This window comes from Thalassotalea castellviae (assembly GCF_031846185.1).
GTDB lineage: Bacteria > Pseudomonadota > Gammaproteobacteria > Enterobacterales > Alteromonadaceae > Thalassotalea_H > Thalassotalea_H castellviae.
The window spans coordinates 216,385-233,422 of record NZ_JAVRIF010000005.1 but is presented as its reverse complement, the minus strand read 5'-3'; the positions used below and the strand labels follow the sequence as shown (position 1 = coordinate 233,422).

Annotated in this window: 11 protein-coding genes; 5 read left to right on the top strand and 6 right to left on the bottom strand. The window is 38.5% G+C overall.

Annotated features, from left to right (window positions below):
- Positions 1-242: 242 nt before the first annotated feature.
- A complete protein-coding gene (gene pulA, locus RM573_RS11180) occupies positions 243-3,065 on the bottom strand; it encodes a pullulanase-type alpha-1,6-glucosidase (protein WP_311581683.1) in 2,823 nt (940 codons plus the stop codon).
- A 545-nt stretch (positions 3,066-3,610) separates the two neighbouring features.
- Here pulA and RM573_RS11175 point away from each other — a divergent pair.
- Both RM573_RS11175 and RM573_RS11170 read left to right on the top strand, forming a co-directional pair.
- The gene (locus tag RM573_RS11175; RefSeq protein WP_311581681.1) at positions 3,611-6,424 is read left to right on the top strand and encodes a TonB-dependent receptor; all 2,814 of its coding nucleotides are present in this window, start codon (positions 3,611-3,613) and stop codon (positions 6,422-6,424) included.
- 81 nt (positions 6,425-6,505) lie between these two features.
- Positions 6,506-7,996 (top strand): tryptophan halogenase family protein, encoded by a 1,491-nt coding sequence (locus RM573_RS11170; protein WP_311581679.1) that lies wholly within the window; start codon positions 6,506-6,508, stop codon positions 7,994-7,996.
- Positions 7,997-8,068: 72 nt separating this feature from the next.
- On the opposite strand, the gene RM573_RS11165 is transcribed toward RM573_RS11170, so the two are convergent.
- Both RM573_RS11165 and RM573_RS11160 read right to left on the bottom strand, forming a co-directional pair.
- Entirely contained in the window at positions 8,069-8,539 is a 471-nt protein-coding gene (locus RM573_RS11165; RefSeq protein WP_311581677.1) for a GNAT family N-acetyltransferase, read from the bottom strand.
- A 107-nt stretch (positions 8,540-8,646) separates the two neighbouring features.
- Positions 8,647-10,425 carry an alpha-amylase family glycosyl hydrolase gene (locus tag RM573_RS11160; protein WP_311581675.1) on the bottom strand — a complete coding sequence of 593 codons (1,779 nt, stop codon included), beginning with the start codon at positions 10,423-10,425 and terminating at the stop codon, positions 8,647-8,649.
- 255 nt (positions 10,426-10,680) lie between these two features.
- Between RM573_RS11160 and RM573_RS11155 the strand changes: the two genes are divergently transcribed.
- Positions 10,681-12,303, top strand: a complete 1,623-nt coding sequence (locus RM573_RS11155) for an alpha-glucosidase (RefSeq protein WP_311581673.1) — start codon at positions 10,681-10,683, stop codon at positions 12,301-12,303.
- Between the two features lie 34 nt (positions 12,304-12,337).
- On the opposite strand, the gene RM573_RS11150 is transcribed toward RM573_RS11155, so the two are convergent.
- A complete protein-coding gene (locus RM573_RS11150; protein ID WP_311581671.1) occupies positions 12,338-12,850 on the bottom strand; it encodes a GrpB family protein in 513 nt (170 codons plus the stop codon).
- A 4-nt stretch (positions 12,851-12,854) separates the two neighbouring features.
- A complete protein-coding gene (gene waaA, locus RM573_RS11145) occupies positions 12,855-14,165 on the bottom strand; it encodes a lipid IV(A) 3-deoxy-D-manno-octulosonic acid transferase (RefSeq protein WP_311581669.1) in 1,311 nt (436 codons plus the stop codon).
- A gap of 265 nt (positions 14,166-14,430) precedes the next feature.
- On the opposite strand from waaA, the gene RM573_RS11140 reads away from it, so the two are divergent.
- Complete coding sequence (locus RM573_RS11140; protein ID WP_311581667.1) at positions 14,431-15,213, top strand: alpha/beta hydrolase; 783 nt, start codon at positions 14,431-14,433, stop codon at positions 15,211-15,213.
- Positions 15,214-15,218: 5 nt separating this feature from the next.
- Here the strand turns inward: RM573_RS11140 and RM573_RS11135 are convergent, their stop codons facing one another.
- Positions 15,219-15,647, bottom strand: coding sequence for an Lrp/AsnC family transcriptional regulator (locus RM573_RS11135; RefSeq protein WP_311581665.1), 429 nt, complete (start codon positions 15,645-15,647; stop codon positions 15,219-15,221).
- 176 nt (positions 15,648-15,823) lie between these two features.
- On the opposite strand from RM573_RS11135, the gene RM573_RS11130 reads away from it, so the two are divergent.
- Positions 15,824-17,032 (top strand): glycine C-acetyltransferase, encoded by a 1,209-nt coding sequence (locus RM573_RS11130; protein WP_311581663.1) that lies wholly within the window; start codon positions 15,824-15,826, stop codon positions 17,030-17,032.
- Positions 17,033-17,038: the final 6 nt, after the last annotated feature.

Here is a 17,038-nt window from a genome sequence, read left to right as displayed (position 1 = left end):
TCACAGCATAAAAGTAGCGGCCGTTAATTACAGCTACTTGCATACGTATTCAGCACAGACTTTACTCATTTTAAGTGAATTTTTACTGTTTAATGCCATTGAGAGATTAAAATGTCCCGTCAATCTCACTTTAGTTTATATGACGTTTAAGTCACAGTGAGCATTTGTCTGTTCGTATGTGGCATAAGCTGGAGCATGATTTACTTTTTATTCATAAGTAAATCATGCTTTTGCTGGTTAAGTTATGGGTGATATTCTGTAAAAATGCTAGTGGTAAGTGCTGGAATGGTAAACGTCCCTTGCTTATTCATGCTTTGTTTTACTCGACTATCAACACCTTTTGCTAGAACTGGATGTAATTGATATTTGTTGAACTCAGGCAAGGTAAATGACATCGCTTCAGCGGAAGTATTAAAAATAACCAGTTGTGATGGCACTTGTTGATGCCCTTTAATCGACATAATAATTAAGCCGATTTGTTGATCTTTTCCAGTATTATGAAAGCGCACTTTTTCTATAATGTCTTCGGCAGTCGTCAATCGGTATAAAGGTGAAGACATTCGAATGTTAATGAATTCAAGAAAAGCGTCTGAACTAAATGCGATATCTGCAGGACTGACCATATCTCGCCCTTCATTTCTTTTTAACACTTCGGTAATGATTTGCCAATTCGCTTGATCTTTTTCCGCAGGCGGTAATCCAATATCATAATTGTTGGATTGCTTACTAAAATCAACGCGATTATACCAATCACCATAATCATATGAATCTCGTAGAAAGCCTTTCGAGCGAAGTAATTCAGAGCCCATATGAATAAAAGGAATGCCTTGGGCGAATACGGCAAATGCTAAACTTTGCAGCTGCATTCTTACTCTGTCATGAGTTGAAACATCATAAGCAATACGATATTGATTATTATCCCATAAGGTTTGGTTATCATGTTTTGAGACATAATTAATCGTGTCAGCCGGATCAAGGGCATAACCTGAAGATTGATCGCCATAACGAATCTCTTTCCCTAAGGTGATTGCGCCGTTGAAGGTCTGTAATGGATAGTTGATTAAGTTGCCGGCCAAACCAATGCGTAATTGATCTGCCATAATCTTGTAATTATTGATGCTTTCGGTGATGTTCGAGCTGTTTAATTCATTTGGGATGGTCGCTAAACCATTGCCAATGCCTTGATCTTTTCTAAGGTCTGTACCTTGAGCTGTAAATGCCCCGCCGCGAACATCGTCTCTTAGTCTGTCGGTGAAAGTGCCAATTTCTGTACCGCTAAGCTCTAGTTGACTCGCTTGAATAAAGCGTTGATTGTTGGCCACTTCACCAAAATTCCAACCTTCCCCGTAAAAATAATTATCAGGGTCTATGGCTTGCACTGCTGCTCTGGCTTTTAACATCGCCGATTTAGGTTGATGTGCCATTAAGTCAAAACGGAAACCGTCAATTTTGTAATCTCTTGCCCAAACGACTAATGAATCGATCATGAGTTTTTCCATCATGGCGCGTTCTGTCGCGGTATTATCACAACAAGTTGATTGCGCTATTGCACCATTGATTGGGTCAAGGCGGTGATAATAGTTTGGCACTATTTTGTCTAAAATCGCAGTTGGCTCTAAGCCGGCTTGATGAGTATGGTTGTAAACAACATCCATAATGACACGAAAACCGAGGTTATGAAGCTGCAAAACCATAGATCTAAACTCTAGTATTCTGGCACTGCCTTCGGGATTTATAGCATAACTGCCTTCAGGCACAGTGTAATGAAATGGATCATAACCCCAGTTATAATTATCAACAGCTTTAATTGCGGTGACAACCGCTTGTCGACTACCGTCAATTTTAGGCAATTTCGTTAGATATTCACCAATAGACATATCAGCATCAATGGTTTCATCGCACAATAATTCAGACTTTGTAGCTTGGCATGCTTTACTGATAGGGTCAGTGAGATCAATTACTTGCTTACTATTTTCATTGACAGTACCAATATCAAAAGTAGGTAACAGATGAATACTATTAATACCTGCGGCTTTTAGCGCTTTTAAATGTTTGATGCCATCGCTGTTTGGCTCGGTGAATGCTAAGTATTTACCGCGATTTAGTGGTTGTGAAATCGAATTGTCGTGGGCACTGAAATCTCGGATATGGGTTTCGTAAAATATATTATCTTCAGGGTTTGCTACAGGATTGTCTTGTTGTTCAAACCAACCTTCAGGCAGGGTGTTTTTTTGGTTGAGGTCGATAATATGTGAATACTCACTATTTGTGGAAAGACTCAAAGAATAAGGGTCGGTCACGGTAAGTAATTCAGTTTTTTGGCTGGCAGGGTGATAAACTTCAACTTCATAACGATAGTATTTGTCGTTAAAATGCTTATCAACTTGTGTGTACCAAGTACCTGTTTTAGTATCTTCTTTTAAGGTAACACTCGCTGGTGTTGCTGGAGACTTATCTTGGTTAAATAGTTTTACTTTCACCGATAATGCGGTAGGTGCCCATAATTTAAATTGCACAGCATTTTCAAGGATTGTCGCGCCCAAGTCGGCAATTTCGTTGGCATCATTTTCACCGGCGGTGTATAGCTCATCAATAACATTAGCCGTTTGAACATAAGCACCTTTGATCGCTTTATTTTGTTGATTTGCTTCAACAACCATTAACGGTTTTTTTAACCATAACTTTGTTTCTTTAGTTGGTAAATTAACACTAAAGGCTTGAAAATCTTTTAAATGAGGAAATTTTACTGATAACTGTTCAGGTAACGATGTTTGGGTAAGATCGACAGACAATAGCGCATCATTGACAGGCTTATCTAGATTATTATCTTGTGAGCTACTTATCGGCAAACTAACTAATCTGTAGTGATGGTTTTGCTGGCTTTTGGGTAATAATATTACGTGAGGTGTTAACCAATGCGCTGAAAAGTCCGTTTGGATCTTATTAAGCGTCACCAATGAAAACTGATTTTTTGAGATTGAATTCGTTGGCTGCTCTGTGATTGGTTTATCGCAAGCGCTCAATAATAAAGTGGTTGTTAAGAGTGCTACATGTAAGCTACGCATATTATTCCCTGATCATTTTAATTTTTATTTTCTCTTATTAATTTACCGTGGAAGTATTCGCTTAAATAGTCTCTTGGTTGAAATGCATACGTATTCAATGACGATGACATACTCTGTATATCCATTTTTATCCCATAGCTTTATTCGTTTATTTTTCTTCTAACGACCCATAAAGTGCATGAAAACAAGCCCATGACAGTTTTTTGCATACGTATTCAAAATGTGTCAATTTTTGTGAATATGTAAATAACTGATTAAATACTAACCATAGTGGTTTGATTCTGAGCTATTGATTTATCTGGTCTTGAGATAAATTGTCTCAATAAAAGTTTTATCACCTACACTTAAGTATTGAATACGTATGCATTGGTTTTGCTTCTTTGAATACGTATGCAAAGTATGTTTTTACACTTGTTACCTCTCTATATTAGGGTTATCCACACAAAAGGTGGGTACAAATTAATAAACATGAAATAGTTTTTGCATCAGTCGTACGGAACGCTGAATTATAATTATTAGTTCAAGGATGAAAGGGGAGAGCACCAATGTTAAATTTTAAACCAAGCAAGTTAACCCTTGCGATACTTTCTACAGGTCTTATGGCGGTGAGCTCATCATCATTTGCCTATGCACAAGAAAATCAAGCAACAGATGACAATAAAAAAGAAGCTGAAGTTGAAGTTATAGAAGTACGAGGATTTCGTGGCAGTATTATCGAGTCTATTAATACTAAACGTTTTTCATCAGAAGTAGTTGAATCAATTTCTGCTGAAGATATTGGTAAATTACCTGACTCATCAATTGCTGAGTCAATTGCACGTTTACCAGGTCTAACGGCACAACGTCTAGACGGTCGTGCAAGTCGAGTAAGTATTCGTGGTTTTGGTGAAAACGAAAGTGGTACAACGTTTAACGGTCGTGAGCAAGTATCAATTAGTGATAACCGTGGTGTTGAATTTGATTTATACCCTTCGGAAATTATGAGCGGTGTTACCGTTTATAAAACGCCAAGTGCGAGTTTAGAAGCTGAAGGTATTGCTGGTATCGTTGACATGCAAACGGTTAAGCCGCTTGGTCAAGATGAACGTGTGATTCAATTTAACGGTTCACTTGAACAAACAAGTTTTGATAAGTTAAACCCTGACGGCAATGATGCAGGTTTCCGTGGTACGTTCTCTTATATGGATAAATTTGCAGATGACACTATCGGTGTTGCTTTTGCTTATTCAACAATGAGCTCTCCAAACCAAGAGAAACGTTGGAATTCATGGGGTTACCCAGAATTTACATACGAAGATGGTTCACAAGGTTCTATCTTAGGTGGTGCAAAACCATTCGTTCGTTCTTCTACATTAGACCGTGATTCAATGATGTTAGTGGTTGAAGCCGCACCATCTGAAAATTTACATATGACATTTGATGCGTTGTACGTAGACTTTTCAGATGAAAAAATCTTACGTGGTATCGAAATACCATTTGCTTGGGGTCAAGGTTCAATCTCAGGTGAAACTGCGACAATTGATCCAGCCAGTGGTTTTGTAACAAGTGCCATTACTGAAGGTCAACGCGTTGTTGTTCGTAACGATTATGAAGAAAGAAAAGCAGAATTAACTTCATTTGGTTTTAACTCAGTATACGACTTAAATGATACTTGGCAGATAGAGTTTGATGCAAGTTATTCACAAGTTGACCGAGACATTTGGTCAATTGAAAGTTACTCAGGTACAGGTCGTGGTGACGGTCGTGGTGTTGCGGATAACTTAGGTTACACCTTTGATGGCGGTAATACAGGCGCACAATTCTCACACGAACTAGATTATGGCGACTTTAACTTGATTCAATTAGGTGGTCCTTTATCTTGGGGTTGGAGTAGTGCGTTAAATGCTAAACATGGCGTGGTAGGTACTGAATACGAAAACCAATTACAAGATGGTTTTATTAATGCGCCAAGTATTGATGATGAATTAACGGCACTTAAATTAGCGGCAACACATGATTTAGATAATGATGTTTTTGCTTCTGTTGAGTTTGGTGCTTCATACCGTGAGCGTGAAAAAACGAAAGACTCTGAAGGTTACTTCATGACACTTTCTTCGTTTGATTACCCAAGCAACCCAGGTATGTTAGTAGTACCAGAACAATACCGTGAAGGCACAGCTAATTTAGACTTTATTGGTATGGGCGATATGATTGCTTATGATACCAACGGTTTAATTAAAGATGGTTATTATGATTTATTAGCGGAAAGCTTAACTAACCCATCTCATTCAACACAATCTTGGACAGTACAAGAAAAAGTTACGTCAGCATTTATCCAAGGTAACATTGATATGGAAGTGGGTGACTTACCACTTACAGGTAATGTTGGTGTGCGCTATGTTAAGTCGAAGCAATCTTCACAAGGTAGCGCGTTTAATACCGTTGATGGTTTAATTGTGACTTCTCCAACAGATATCAGTCATGACTATTCTCATGTATTACCTAGCTTGAACTTATCATTAAGAATTGATGATCAACAAACCTTACGTTTTGGTGCAGCGAAAACTATTTCTCGAGCTCGTTTAGATGAAATGAATGCTTCTGTGAATGCATCATACAATCAACAACCAGATCAAAATGGTAACCATTGGAGCGTTAGTGGTGGTAACCCAGCACTAGAACCAAAAGAAGCGATTGGTCTTGATTTATCTTATGAAAATTATTTCAGTGATGAAGGTTACTTCTCATTTGCCCTGTTCAATAAAGAATTAAGCGAGTGGATTTTTGACGGTACATTTGAAGTTGACATGACTGGCGTTGCCGATCCATCAACTGGCCAAGTACCTTCAAATTCTACAGCAACGGGTAATGGTAAAGTTAACGGTGGTGAAGGTTCTTTATGGGGCTACGAAGTATCATTATCATTCCCATTCAAGATGATTGATGAAAGCCTTGACGGTTTCGGTTTAATTGCCAGCCATACGGCGGTTGAATCTGATCTGAAAGACCAAAATGACAATGAATATGAATTACCTGGATTATCAGACAAAATTCAAAGCCTTACTTTCTACTATGAAAAAGACGGTTTCCAAGCACGTGCAAGTATGCGTAAGCGTGGCGACTTCAAAGGTGATGTATATGGCTTAGGTTTCTCAACTGCCCAAGTTGATATTTTAGGTGAAACTATTTGGGATGCGCAAATTGGTTATGACTTTGGTGAAGCAGGAATAGGAAGCTTAAAAGGTTTATCTATTTTCTTCCAAGCACAAAACTTAACCGAAGAACCATTCACATCGTTACAGGGTGAAAATGCTCTTCAAGTACGTGATTACCAAGATTACGGTAGCACATACTTATTAGGTTTTAGCTACAAGCTTTAATCTAAATTGCCCTGATAAAGCCCTTGTGATGTAATATCCCAAGGGCTTTATTTTTTGTTGCGAACTATTGTGGGATCTAAAATGAATAGCAAAAAAATTCAGGATGTTGTTATTGTCGGCGGCGGTACTGCCGGCTGGGTTACGGCAGCCCTGATGGTTAAAGTCTTAGGAAAAACGCTCAACATTACTCTGGTTGAATCCGATCAAATTGGCACCATTGGTGTCGGCGAAGCTACTATCCCCCCTATTATTCCTTTTAATAATGCTTTAGGTATTGATGAAAAAGCCTTTTTAAAAGCAACAAAAGGTACCTTAAAATTAGGGATCGAATTTGAGAATTGGAAGCACAAAGGTGATAAATACATGCACGCCTTTGGTGGCGTAGGTAAGAATTTCCCTTTTTGTGATTTTTATCATTTCTGGGTTAAAAGTCAGCAATTAGGCTATCGGTCTGAATTTGGTGATTTTTCATTAAATTACCTTGCTGCTAAGCACAACAAATTTGCTAAATTAAACCAAATAGAAGGGACGAACTTACCAGGTATTGAATATGCCTATCATTTTGACGCAGGATTATATGCAAAATACTTGCGTAGTCTTTGTGAGCCCATGGGGGTGAAACGTGTTGAAGGCATCATTAATCATGTCGACGTTGCGAAAGAAAATGGCTATGTGCAAAGTGTTTGCTTAACTGATGGGAACAAAATCAACGGTGATTTATTTATTGATTGTACCGGTTTAAAAGCGTTACTGATTGAAGAAACGTTAAATACAGGATACGAAGATTGGTCACACTGGTTACCTTGTGATCGAGCGATGGCAGTCCCTTGTGAAGCGACTTCGCCAATTGTTCCTTACACGCGTTCTATTGCCCATGACGCCGGCTGGCAATGGCGAATCCCATTACAACATCGCACGGGTAATGGCATTGTTTATTCAAGTAAACATATGAGCGATGAAGCAGCAAAAGAAGTGTTATTGTCGAATATTGATGGTGAGCCACTCGCCGAGCCAAGAGTGATCCCGTTTAGAACGGGAAGACGACGAAAGCAATGGCATAAAAACGTGGTCGCGATTGGCTTGTCTAGTGGTTTTATCGAGCCGTTAGAGTCAACCAATATTCATCTGGTGCAAACTGCTGCAACACGGTTATTAAAATTTTTCCCGCATCACGGTATTAAAGAGGAAGAGGTTAAAGAATATAACCGTCAAGCAATTATAGAGTCTGAGCGAATGCGTGACTTTATCATTTTGCATTATAAGCAGAATCAACGTGACGATACCGAGTTTTGGCGAGCATGTCAGCGTATGGATGTGCCGGAAACCTTAAGCCAAAAAATGGCTCTTTTTGAACAAAGTGGCAAAATTTTTAGAGAGCAAGACGAATTATTTACCGAAATTGCTTGGCAACAAGTGATGATAGGACAAGGTTTAATTCCTGAGGATCACCATCCGTTGGTGGACTCATTATCCGCGGAGCAAATTACAGAATTAATGGATAATTTGAAAGCGATTTTTGAACGCTCGGTCAATAAAATGACTAGCCATGAAGAGTATTTAAGTCGGCTTTAGTCTTTTTATGGTCATGTTTAATGGTGTGATTAAATGATTAAGCTAAGGTAGATTAACTAATCAAATTAGTTGCTACGTTAGCTTTTTTAGAAAAACAATTTTATCATCACCCGCTTGATAAAAATCCGGAATACAAGCAACTTGCACATAACCACATTGTGGATAAAAGTTTCGTGTTAATGCGTATTCAGGTAAACCGGATGTTTCAACGAGCAATATTCGCCCAGAATTATTTTTAATGTGCTGTTCAATAAACGCCATAAACTGTTTTCCAGCTCCTTGACCTTGGCAATTAGGGTCAACGGCGATCAACAATAAATTCCACGTACCATCTGTCATTCGTTCGGGTGCGCAGTATGCAATACCAACTACTTTATTCGTACAAGCAACAAACCATAAATCATCTGTCTTAGTATCATCAAAAAATGCCGCTGTCATTTCATCAAGCATTTCAGAAGGAAACATCTCGGTATCGTCAATTATCGCTTTGACGGGAGATAAATCATCGCGGGTTAATGCTCGAAAAGTAATCGCAATTGTCAATGTTTCTTCCTCGATAGTGTTAATAACAACCGTTTGCTGAAGCTATGAGCTGTGTGTTAGTTGAGATGGATTGTCGAAAGCGCATGCTTTCGAACAATCACATTAGACTACCTTTGTTGATAAATAGCAAAGCTCAATCCAGCAAGGGCTTGATGAGTGACTTTACTGTTTAATAATGCTGGCGCTTGATGGCTACTATGGAGCAAGTGATAATTCGTATGGAGAGGCAATGACAGCGGCTTCTCATGTGCTGAAGTATTAAAAACAACAAGGTATTGTTGATCGGCAAGACTTCTCGATAGAGCAAAAATTCCCGCTTGTTCACTTGAGTATATGGTTTGTTGTTGGCCATGCCTAAGTGCAGGATGTTGATGAAATATTTGAGCGAATGATGCAAAAAGTTGATAAAGCGGGTGTTGTTGATCAAAGTTTTCGTCAGCGGTAGTTTTATGGTTAAGCAATAGCTTGTCGTTATTATAACTCGCAACTTTCGACGGCATCATATCTTGACGCGAATCATGATTGCCGCCATCGCCAACAAAACCTTGTTCATCACCATAATAGATGACAGGAACACCGCGAGCAAAAAAGGTGATAGCGGTTGCCAGTGCTACACGCGCGCTCGTTTCTTGTTCATTAAATTGCTTTTCTTTTGCATTGAGCAAATAAGCAAAGCGTCCCATGTCATGATTGCCCGTGAAATTCAGTAATTCATTGGCATTTTTATATAAGCTGTCTTGGGCAAAAAGCTCAGCTAATTTATTGGTACCTTTCTGTTCAATTAAAGTTTGATATAGCGCAGACTGTAAACCAAAGTCGAGCACAGAAGGTAACTTGCCTTTGGTGGTAAAGCTGCTGAGTTCTTTCGGATCGCCGCTATAGACTTCACCAAACATGAAAAAGTTAGCGATACCTTGTTGTTTAGCATGCTGCTCAAGTGCGGGAATAAATTGTTGCCAGAATTCAATGTTGACATGTTTAACCGTATCTATGCGAAACCCATCAGGTTTAAATTCACTGATAATATTTTGATAAATATCGATCATGCCATTGACCACTTCAGGCGATTCAGTGTTTAAATCATCTAAACCAAAAAAGTCACCGTTTAGTGAGTTTTCCCCTTGAAAAGTTGAATCGCCTTGGTTGTGATAATGCTTAGGGTCATTGAGCCAAGCGGGTGTTTTTAACTGTTGATTTTTTTTCGGTACGATCGTGGTGTAAGTTTTTCCTTTTGCTATTTCGGCTAAAGAAATATACGGGCAAGCTTCGCCACTTTCAGACCATCCTGAGCCGTCTTCACCGTGACATTCTTTATATTTGACTACATCGGCGGTGTGGTTAGTGATGATATCAAAAAACACTTTGATATTTTTTTGGTGTGCTTGACGGATAAATGATTTCAAATCAGCATTACTGCCTAAATGAGGATCTATTTCAGTAAAATCTAAAACCCAATAACCATGGTAACCAGTGATGTCTCCTTGCACGGCTTGATTGCGTAATATCGGAGTTAGCCAAATAGCGGTGACGCCTAAATTTTCAAGGTAAGGTAGTTTGGCGGTTAACCCTGGTAAATCGCCCCCGTGAAAAGCCATTTTATTGCTTGGGTCGAAACCACCTTGTGAAATAACTTTAGTGTTTGAACCTTCATCATTCGAGGTATCGCCATTACTGAACCTATCAGGCAAAACAAAATAAAAGACATCGTCTTTAATATCTCGTGTTGAATAATGCACTAAGTCTTTAGCCAATATTTTTTTGGGGGCGGTAACTGTTTCTGCAGGAACCATTACTGCTGCAAAGGCAAGTGCAAAGTAAGAAGGGAATATACTGATAATAAAACTAAGCAGCGGTAAAGCTAGGTTATTTTTTATGGTTTTTTTCATAGCAATTCAATCGTCAACAACAGTTAAAAGTAAGATATGACATTCATACTACAAACATCAATTGGTTATGTATAAAAATTACATACGTATGCATAACAAAAATAAGCCTAAATAGTCATGCATACGTATGCAGTGTTATTGCACAATAATTAGTGGCTACTTATGCTTATGGCATCAATAAAAAGAAGTGAAGAATGAACAACAAAGTAAAGTGATTACTCTGTTTTTTGTTTTGTAAACGTAAAGTGGACTGTTATGGAAAATCAACCTTGGTGGCGTGGCGCCGTTATCTATCAAATTTATCCTCGAAGCTTTATGGATGCAAACCATGATGGTATCGGTGATTTAGCGGGTATCGTACAAAAGCTACCTTATGTAAAAAACTTAGGGGTTGATGCTATTTGGATTTCACCTTTTTTTAAATCACCAATGAAAGATTTTGGCTATGATATCAGTGATTATCGTGAAATCGATCCTATGTTCGGTACCATGGAAGACTTTGATACATTAATGGCTAAAGCGAAAGAACTTGACCTTAAAGTTATTATTGATCAAGTACTAAGCCATACTTCAGACCAACATGCTTGGTTTATTGAAAGCCGTGAAGACAAACACAATGATAAAGCCGACTGGTATGTTTGGGCTGATGCCAATGAAGATGGCACACCACCAAACAATTGGTTGTCGATTTTTGGCGGCTGTGCATGGCAATGGGAACCTCGTCGCCAGCAATATTATTTACATAACTTTTTAACCTCGCAACCGGATCTAAACTTTCATAATGAAGAGGTGAGAAAAGCAGTCTTAGACAACGTTAAATTTTGGTTAGATCACGGTGTTGATGGCTTCCGTTTAGACGCTATTAACTTTTGTTTCCATGATAAATTATTGCGTGATAATCCGGCGAAAGCCGTTGAAGATCGTCAAGGAAGAGGGTTCAGTGAAGATAACCCTTATGCGTTCCAATATCATTACTACAATAATACTCAACCTGAAAACATTGCCTTTATGGAAGAGATCCGCACCTTAATGAATGCATACCCTAATGTGGTGACTTTAGGTGAAATATCGTCGGAAGATTCTTTACAAACCATGGCGGAATATACACAAGGTGATAAACGCTTGCACATGGCGTATAGCTTTGAATTGCTGACACCTGATGGCAATCCACAATATATTCGCTCAACTGTAGAAGCTCTTGAAGATAAATTAACTGATGGTTGGCCTTGTTGGGCGATAGGTAATCATGACGTGAGTCGTGTTGCGAGTCGTTGGGCCGATAAAGCGCATTCAGCTATACAGAGTAAAATGTTTAATGCGTTACTTGCCTCACTACGAGGTAGTGTTTGTAGTTATCAAGGTGAAGAACTTGGTTTAACGGAAGCCGATATTGCTTTCGACGATTTACAAGATCCTTACGGCGTAACTTTTTGGCCAACATTTAAAGGCCGTGACGGTTGTCGTACCCCTATGCCTTGGTATGAAAAACAAGTAAACGCAGGTTTTTCAGACAGTAATTCGCCATGGTTGCCGGTTAGCCAAGCCCATATTGAAAATGCCGTAGATGTGCAAGAAGCATCAAAAGATTCTGTTTTGCAGGCATACCGAACGTTTTTACATTGGCGTAAAACACAGCCTTGCTTACAGTATGGTGATATTGAGTTTATTGAAAGTAATGATGACAGATTGGTTTTTACCCGCAGTTATCAACAAAGTAAAATCATGGTTATTGCAAACTTTACTGCCGATGAAACCTTGTATCAGTCACCAATAGCGGACATTAAGCCATTGACTGGTCATGGCTTTGAAGAGATTACCGTTAATGAGCAAAGCCAAGTGAGTTTAGCGCCATTTCAAATGGCCTTTTTAACAATATAGTTTCCCTTTTAGTTTTTATATTGACTATTAAGCCTTATTTTATAAGGCTTTTTTTTATCGCTTTTTTAATGAATGGCCATTTTCTTGCCGTATACGTTTCTCTATCTTTAGCAAATTGTGTTGCTAACTGATATTTAAGGTTTTGATAATCGTTGGCAAGCTCAGAGTCAGCTTTTAGTGCCTCCCTAAACCGTATTCTTTCTTGCCATAAAGGACTTAGGTGAGGAATTAAATGTAAATGATGTGTTCTTATTTCTGGAGTTGGCTTGCAAAACCAATGCATAACCTCAGGTTTATATGGATAGTAACAATAGCCATATTGTTTAAGCATCTCTATCGTAGGTTTAGCATGTTCAAGTGATTGAATACCAACCATAATATCAATAATTGGCTTTGCAGAAAGACCAGGTACCGCAGTACTCCCAACATGTTCTATGGAGCCTTGAATATATTGACTTAATACAATGCTGAGCTTAGCTTCTTCTTCAGCAAATTTATCAGGCCAATTTTTATTATAGCGCTCAATAATTATCTGATTTTCAAGCATTGTGTTATTGGTTATCAATTAACTGAACTAAGGCGATAACAGACTTTTCACTCGCGCCTTGATTCGCTTTTACTACTTTATAAGCATTTTCACCCAGTTTATTGCGCGCTGAACGGTCAACTAATAATTGATTTACTTTGTTTGATAATGCTGAGGTGATTTCATCAGCAGAATTTGAGGGCCTTGTGTTGAGTTGTACAATGCCATGTTGTTGTTGTAGTTGGTTGAGTACTTCTTTGAAATTTGCCATATCGTGTCCAACGATAACGGCTTTTTTAAATAATGCTGGCTCTAATGGGTTATGACCACCTATAGTGGAAAAACTACCGCCCATCGTAACAATATCAGCTAAGGCACAGGCAGGAAGCAGTTCACCTAAAGTGTCAATTAACCAAATGTCATCTTGTATCGTTACCGAGTTGTGTTCGCTTCGTTTTACTGTGTGAAACTGATGTTGTTGGCATAATTGAAAAATGCTTTCGAAACGTTCCGGATGCCTTGGCACTAAAATTAATAACAGTGTTGGATGCTCTTTTCTTAAGGTGGTAAAACAATCTAAGGTGAGTTGCTCGTCCCCCGGGTGGGTGCTGGCGACCAGCCATATCTGGCGTTGTTCGGTAATACACTGTTCAAGCACTTGTTGTTTTGATGCTACGTCTGGATTGATCTGTAAATCGAACTTTAAATTCCCTGAGATCTGACAGTTTTGCGGATCAGCGCCTAAGGCGATAAAGTTTTGATAATTCTCTTCACTTTGCGTCAAAATAGCATCAAAGCGTTGTAAACAAGGCTTAATTAACCAGCTAAGTTTTTGATAACTTGCCATTGATTTATCAGATAATCGGCCGTTAATTAATTGGAGTTTGATGTGTTTTTGTTGGCAATGCGCGATTAAATTTGGCCACAATTCGGTTTCCATCAATACCAAGGCTTTTGGTTTTAGCGCCTTTAAAAATAACCAAGTACAAGGCCAAATATCTAAGGGTAAATAACAGTGCTGTACCTGATCATTAAATGTTTTTATTACTTGTGCGGAGCCCGTTGGGGTAAACGTTGTGATGGTCAAGGGGATGTTAGGGTGATCGCGAAGTAACTGTTTGATAAAAGGCGTTATCGCGATGACTTCACCAACACTAGCGGCGTGAACAATGACGCCATTTTGTTTAAACAGCTTACTGACAAAACCTAAGCGTTCAGACACTCGTTGTCGATAAGCCGTATGGTTATGTGAACGAATAATGAATACCAAGAGGATTAAAGGAAATAGTAAGATCAAGGTAATTCGATAGATAAATAAGGATAATGAATAACGCACAACAGACATTCTTTTAATGAAATTACCGATAGTATACTCGATTCTACAATGACCACTAAATACTACCTATGGCTATTTAAGTTTTTCGCTTAGACTTTTGCTAAAAAAAGTTAAAATTTTGAGAAGAATTGCCGATAAAACCGTAATGAACTGACTATTTTGCCATGCTAGCCGAGCTTTAAAAATTGCGGTATTCTGATATGGCAATGTATAAAATCAATAGGGAATGACTTTGACCGCAAACTTGAGCAAAAAACTGAAGAGAGTGTTTAGGCAAATAACATGCTTATTGATTTGCAGTGCCAGTATACAAGGGTTTGCCCAAGAAGAAGCGGCAAGTATTCCTAAGGAAGTACCTGAAACCATTAATCAAGTTAAATTTATTACCGAAGATAAATTTATGCTATCGGGCCATTACTTTGCCGGTAATCCAGATAAATCAGGCGTGTTGTTGCTTCATGATTGTGATCACGACAGTAGCAGTTATGACAAGCTTACTAAACAGTTATCAAATTATGGTATTCATGCACTTTCTCTAGATTTAAGAGGCTATGGTGGCAGTGTTTCTGAGAAGTTTTCGCATACGGATATCAAACGAAATTCAAAAGATATTTTAACTTATCAATCGGAGTTTATTAGGCTTTCATCTTATTGGCCAAATGATGTCTTGGCGGCTTATCAATATTTACGAGCAAGAGTAGCGAATAATCGAGATGTCGCGGTAGTTTCTGCGGGGTGTTCTTCTGCACAAGCTATTTTTTTAGCCGCAAAAATGCGTATTAATAGCTTTGTGATGATCACCCCTGTTTTAAATTACATGGAAAAAGAGCATTTTAAAAACTTAATTGATATTCCTGTTTATTTTCTTGGTTCAATGCACCACACCAATACCTATCAAACCACAAAAGAATTGTTTGAATGGAATGGTGATCCACGTTCAACCTTTAAAATATTTAAAGGTATTCGCCAAAGTCACTCGTTACTCAATGGTAAACGTTATTTGGCTCAAGATATTGCACTTTGGCTAAACGACACACTTGCCAAGTAAATCGTTTATCGTTCAAAAATAGTATCGAGAATTATAGAAGAATTGGTTCTTTCCACTCCTTCAAGTGAACAAACTATATTCAGCACTTCGTTTAATTTTTCAAGGGTTTGCGCTTGAATAGTCACTTGTAAATCATATTCACCACTGATCGAATAAATGTGACTTATTTGATGGGTTTTTCGCATCGCTATACAAATCGTTTGTCTTAAGTTTGGATTTACTTTTAAAGAAACATTAGCGGTGATCAACTTGTTGATGTATTCATGACCGAGAACCACGCTGTATGCTTTGATCACTCCATTATTTTCTAACTTAGTTAATCTATTTTGTATTGCGGTACGAGAAACTCCCGTTGCTCTTGCTATATCCGAAATACTTGCTCTAGCATTACAGCGTAAAATTGATAATAACTCTTCATCTTTTTCCGTTAACACAGTCGTCCTCATCTTTGTTATGCACATAAAGTCACTCGTAATTTACATAATGACAGACAAATATATCAATTTAACACTAAAAATTGTCAAATTTATAAATTATGTCACTTTTTTTGTGATCTCGACTAGGCTGATAATGACCTTCAACAAGTTAGCTCAATTATTAAGGACTGAAAGTGAAAAATTCTTCAGCAAAAAATGACTTTTATCAACATTTATCAAGTGAAATCGCGCAAGTAAAATCTGATGGTTTATATAAAGCTGAGCGAGTGATCACGACCGCTCAACAAGCAAAAATTGCCGTTAATACTGGTGAAGAAGTTGTGAACTTTTGTGCCAATAATTATTTAGGGCTAGCTAATCATCCTTCGTTAATTGCTGCAGCCAAAGCAGGATTAGATGAGCATGGCTTCGGTATGGCATCTGTACGTTTTATCTGTGGTACGCAAGACATTCATAAAACGTTAGAACAAAAACTATCAGCCTTTTTAGGCATGGAAGATACCATTTTATATTCGTCGTGCTTTGACGCTAATGCCGGTTTATTTGAAACTTTATTAGGCCCTGAAGATGCGATTATTTCTGATGCCTTAAACCATGCTTCTATTATTGATGGTGTGCGTTTATGTAAAGCAAAACGTTATCGATATGCCAATAACGATGCGGTTGAGTTAGAAAAACAATTAATTGCTGCTGATGAAGCTGGGGCACGTTTTAAGTTAATTGCAACCGATGGTGTTTTCTCGATGGATGGCGTGATTGCAAATTTAAAAGCGGTTTGTGATTTAGCCGATAAATATAACGCTATGGTCATGGTTGATGATTCACATGCGGTTGGTTTTGTCGGTGAACAAGGACGAGGTAGTCATGAATACTGTGACGTCATGGGACGTGTTGATATCATCACAGGTACATTAGGTAAAGCAATGGGCGGCGCTTCAGGCGGTTATACGTCTGCAAAAAAAGAAGTGGTTGAATGGTTGCGTCAACGCTCACGCCCATATTTATTTTCTAATTCATTAGCGCCAGCGATTGTTAATGCATCGATTCAAGTGATTGACTTACTTGCAGAAGGTGATGAGCTACGTAAAACCTTAAAGGATAACGCGAGCTATTTCAGAACTAATATGGAAGCGGCTGGCTTTACTTGTGGCGGTGCCGATCATGCTATTATTCCTGTGATGTTAGGTGATGCGCAAGTGGCCAGTGATATGGCAGACCGTTTATTAAGCCAAGGTATCTACGTGATTGGTTTTTCATTCCCTGTGGTGCCCAAAGGTCAAGCACGCATTCGAACACAAATTTCCGCCGCACATAGCAAAGAGCAGCTTGATAAAGCGATTGCGGCTTTTACCACTATTGGTAAAGAAATGGGCATAATTTAAGGGGAT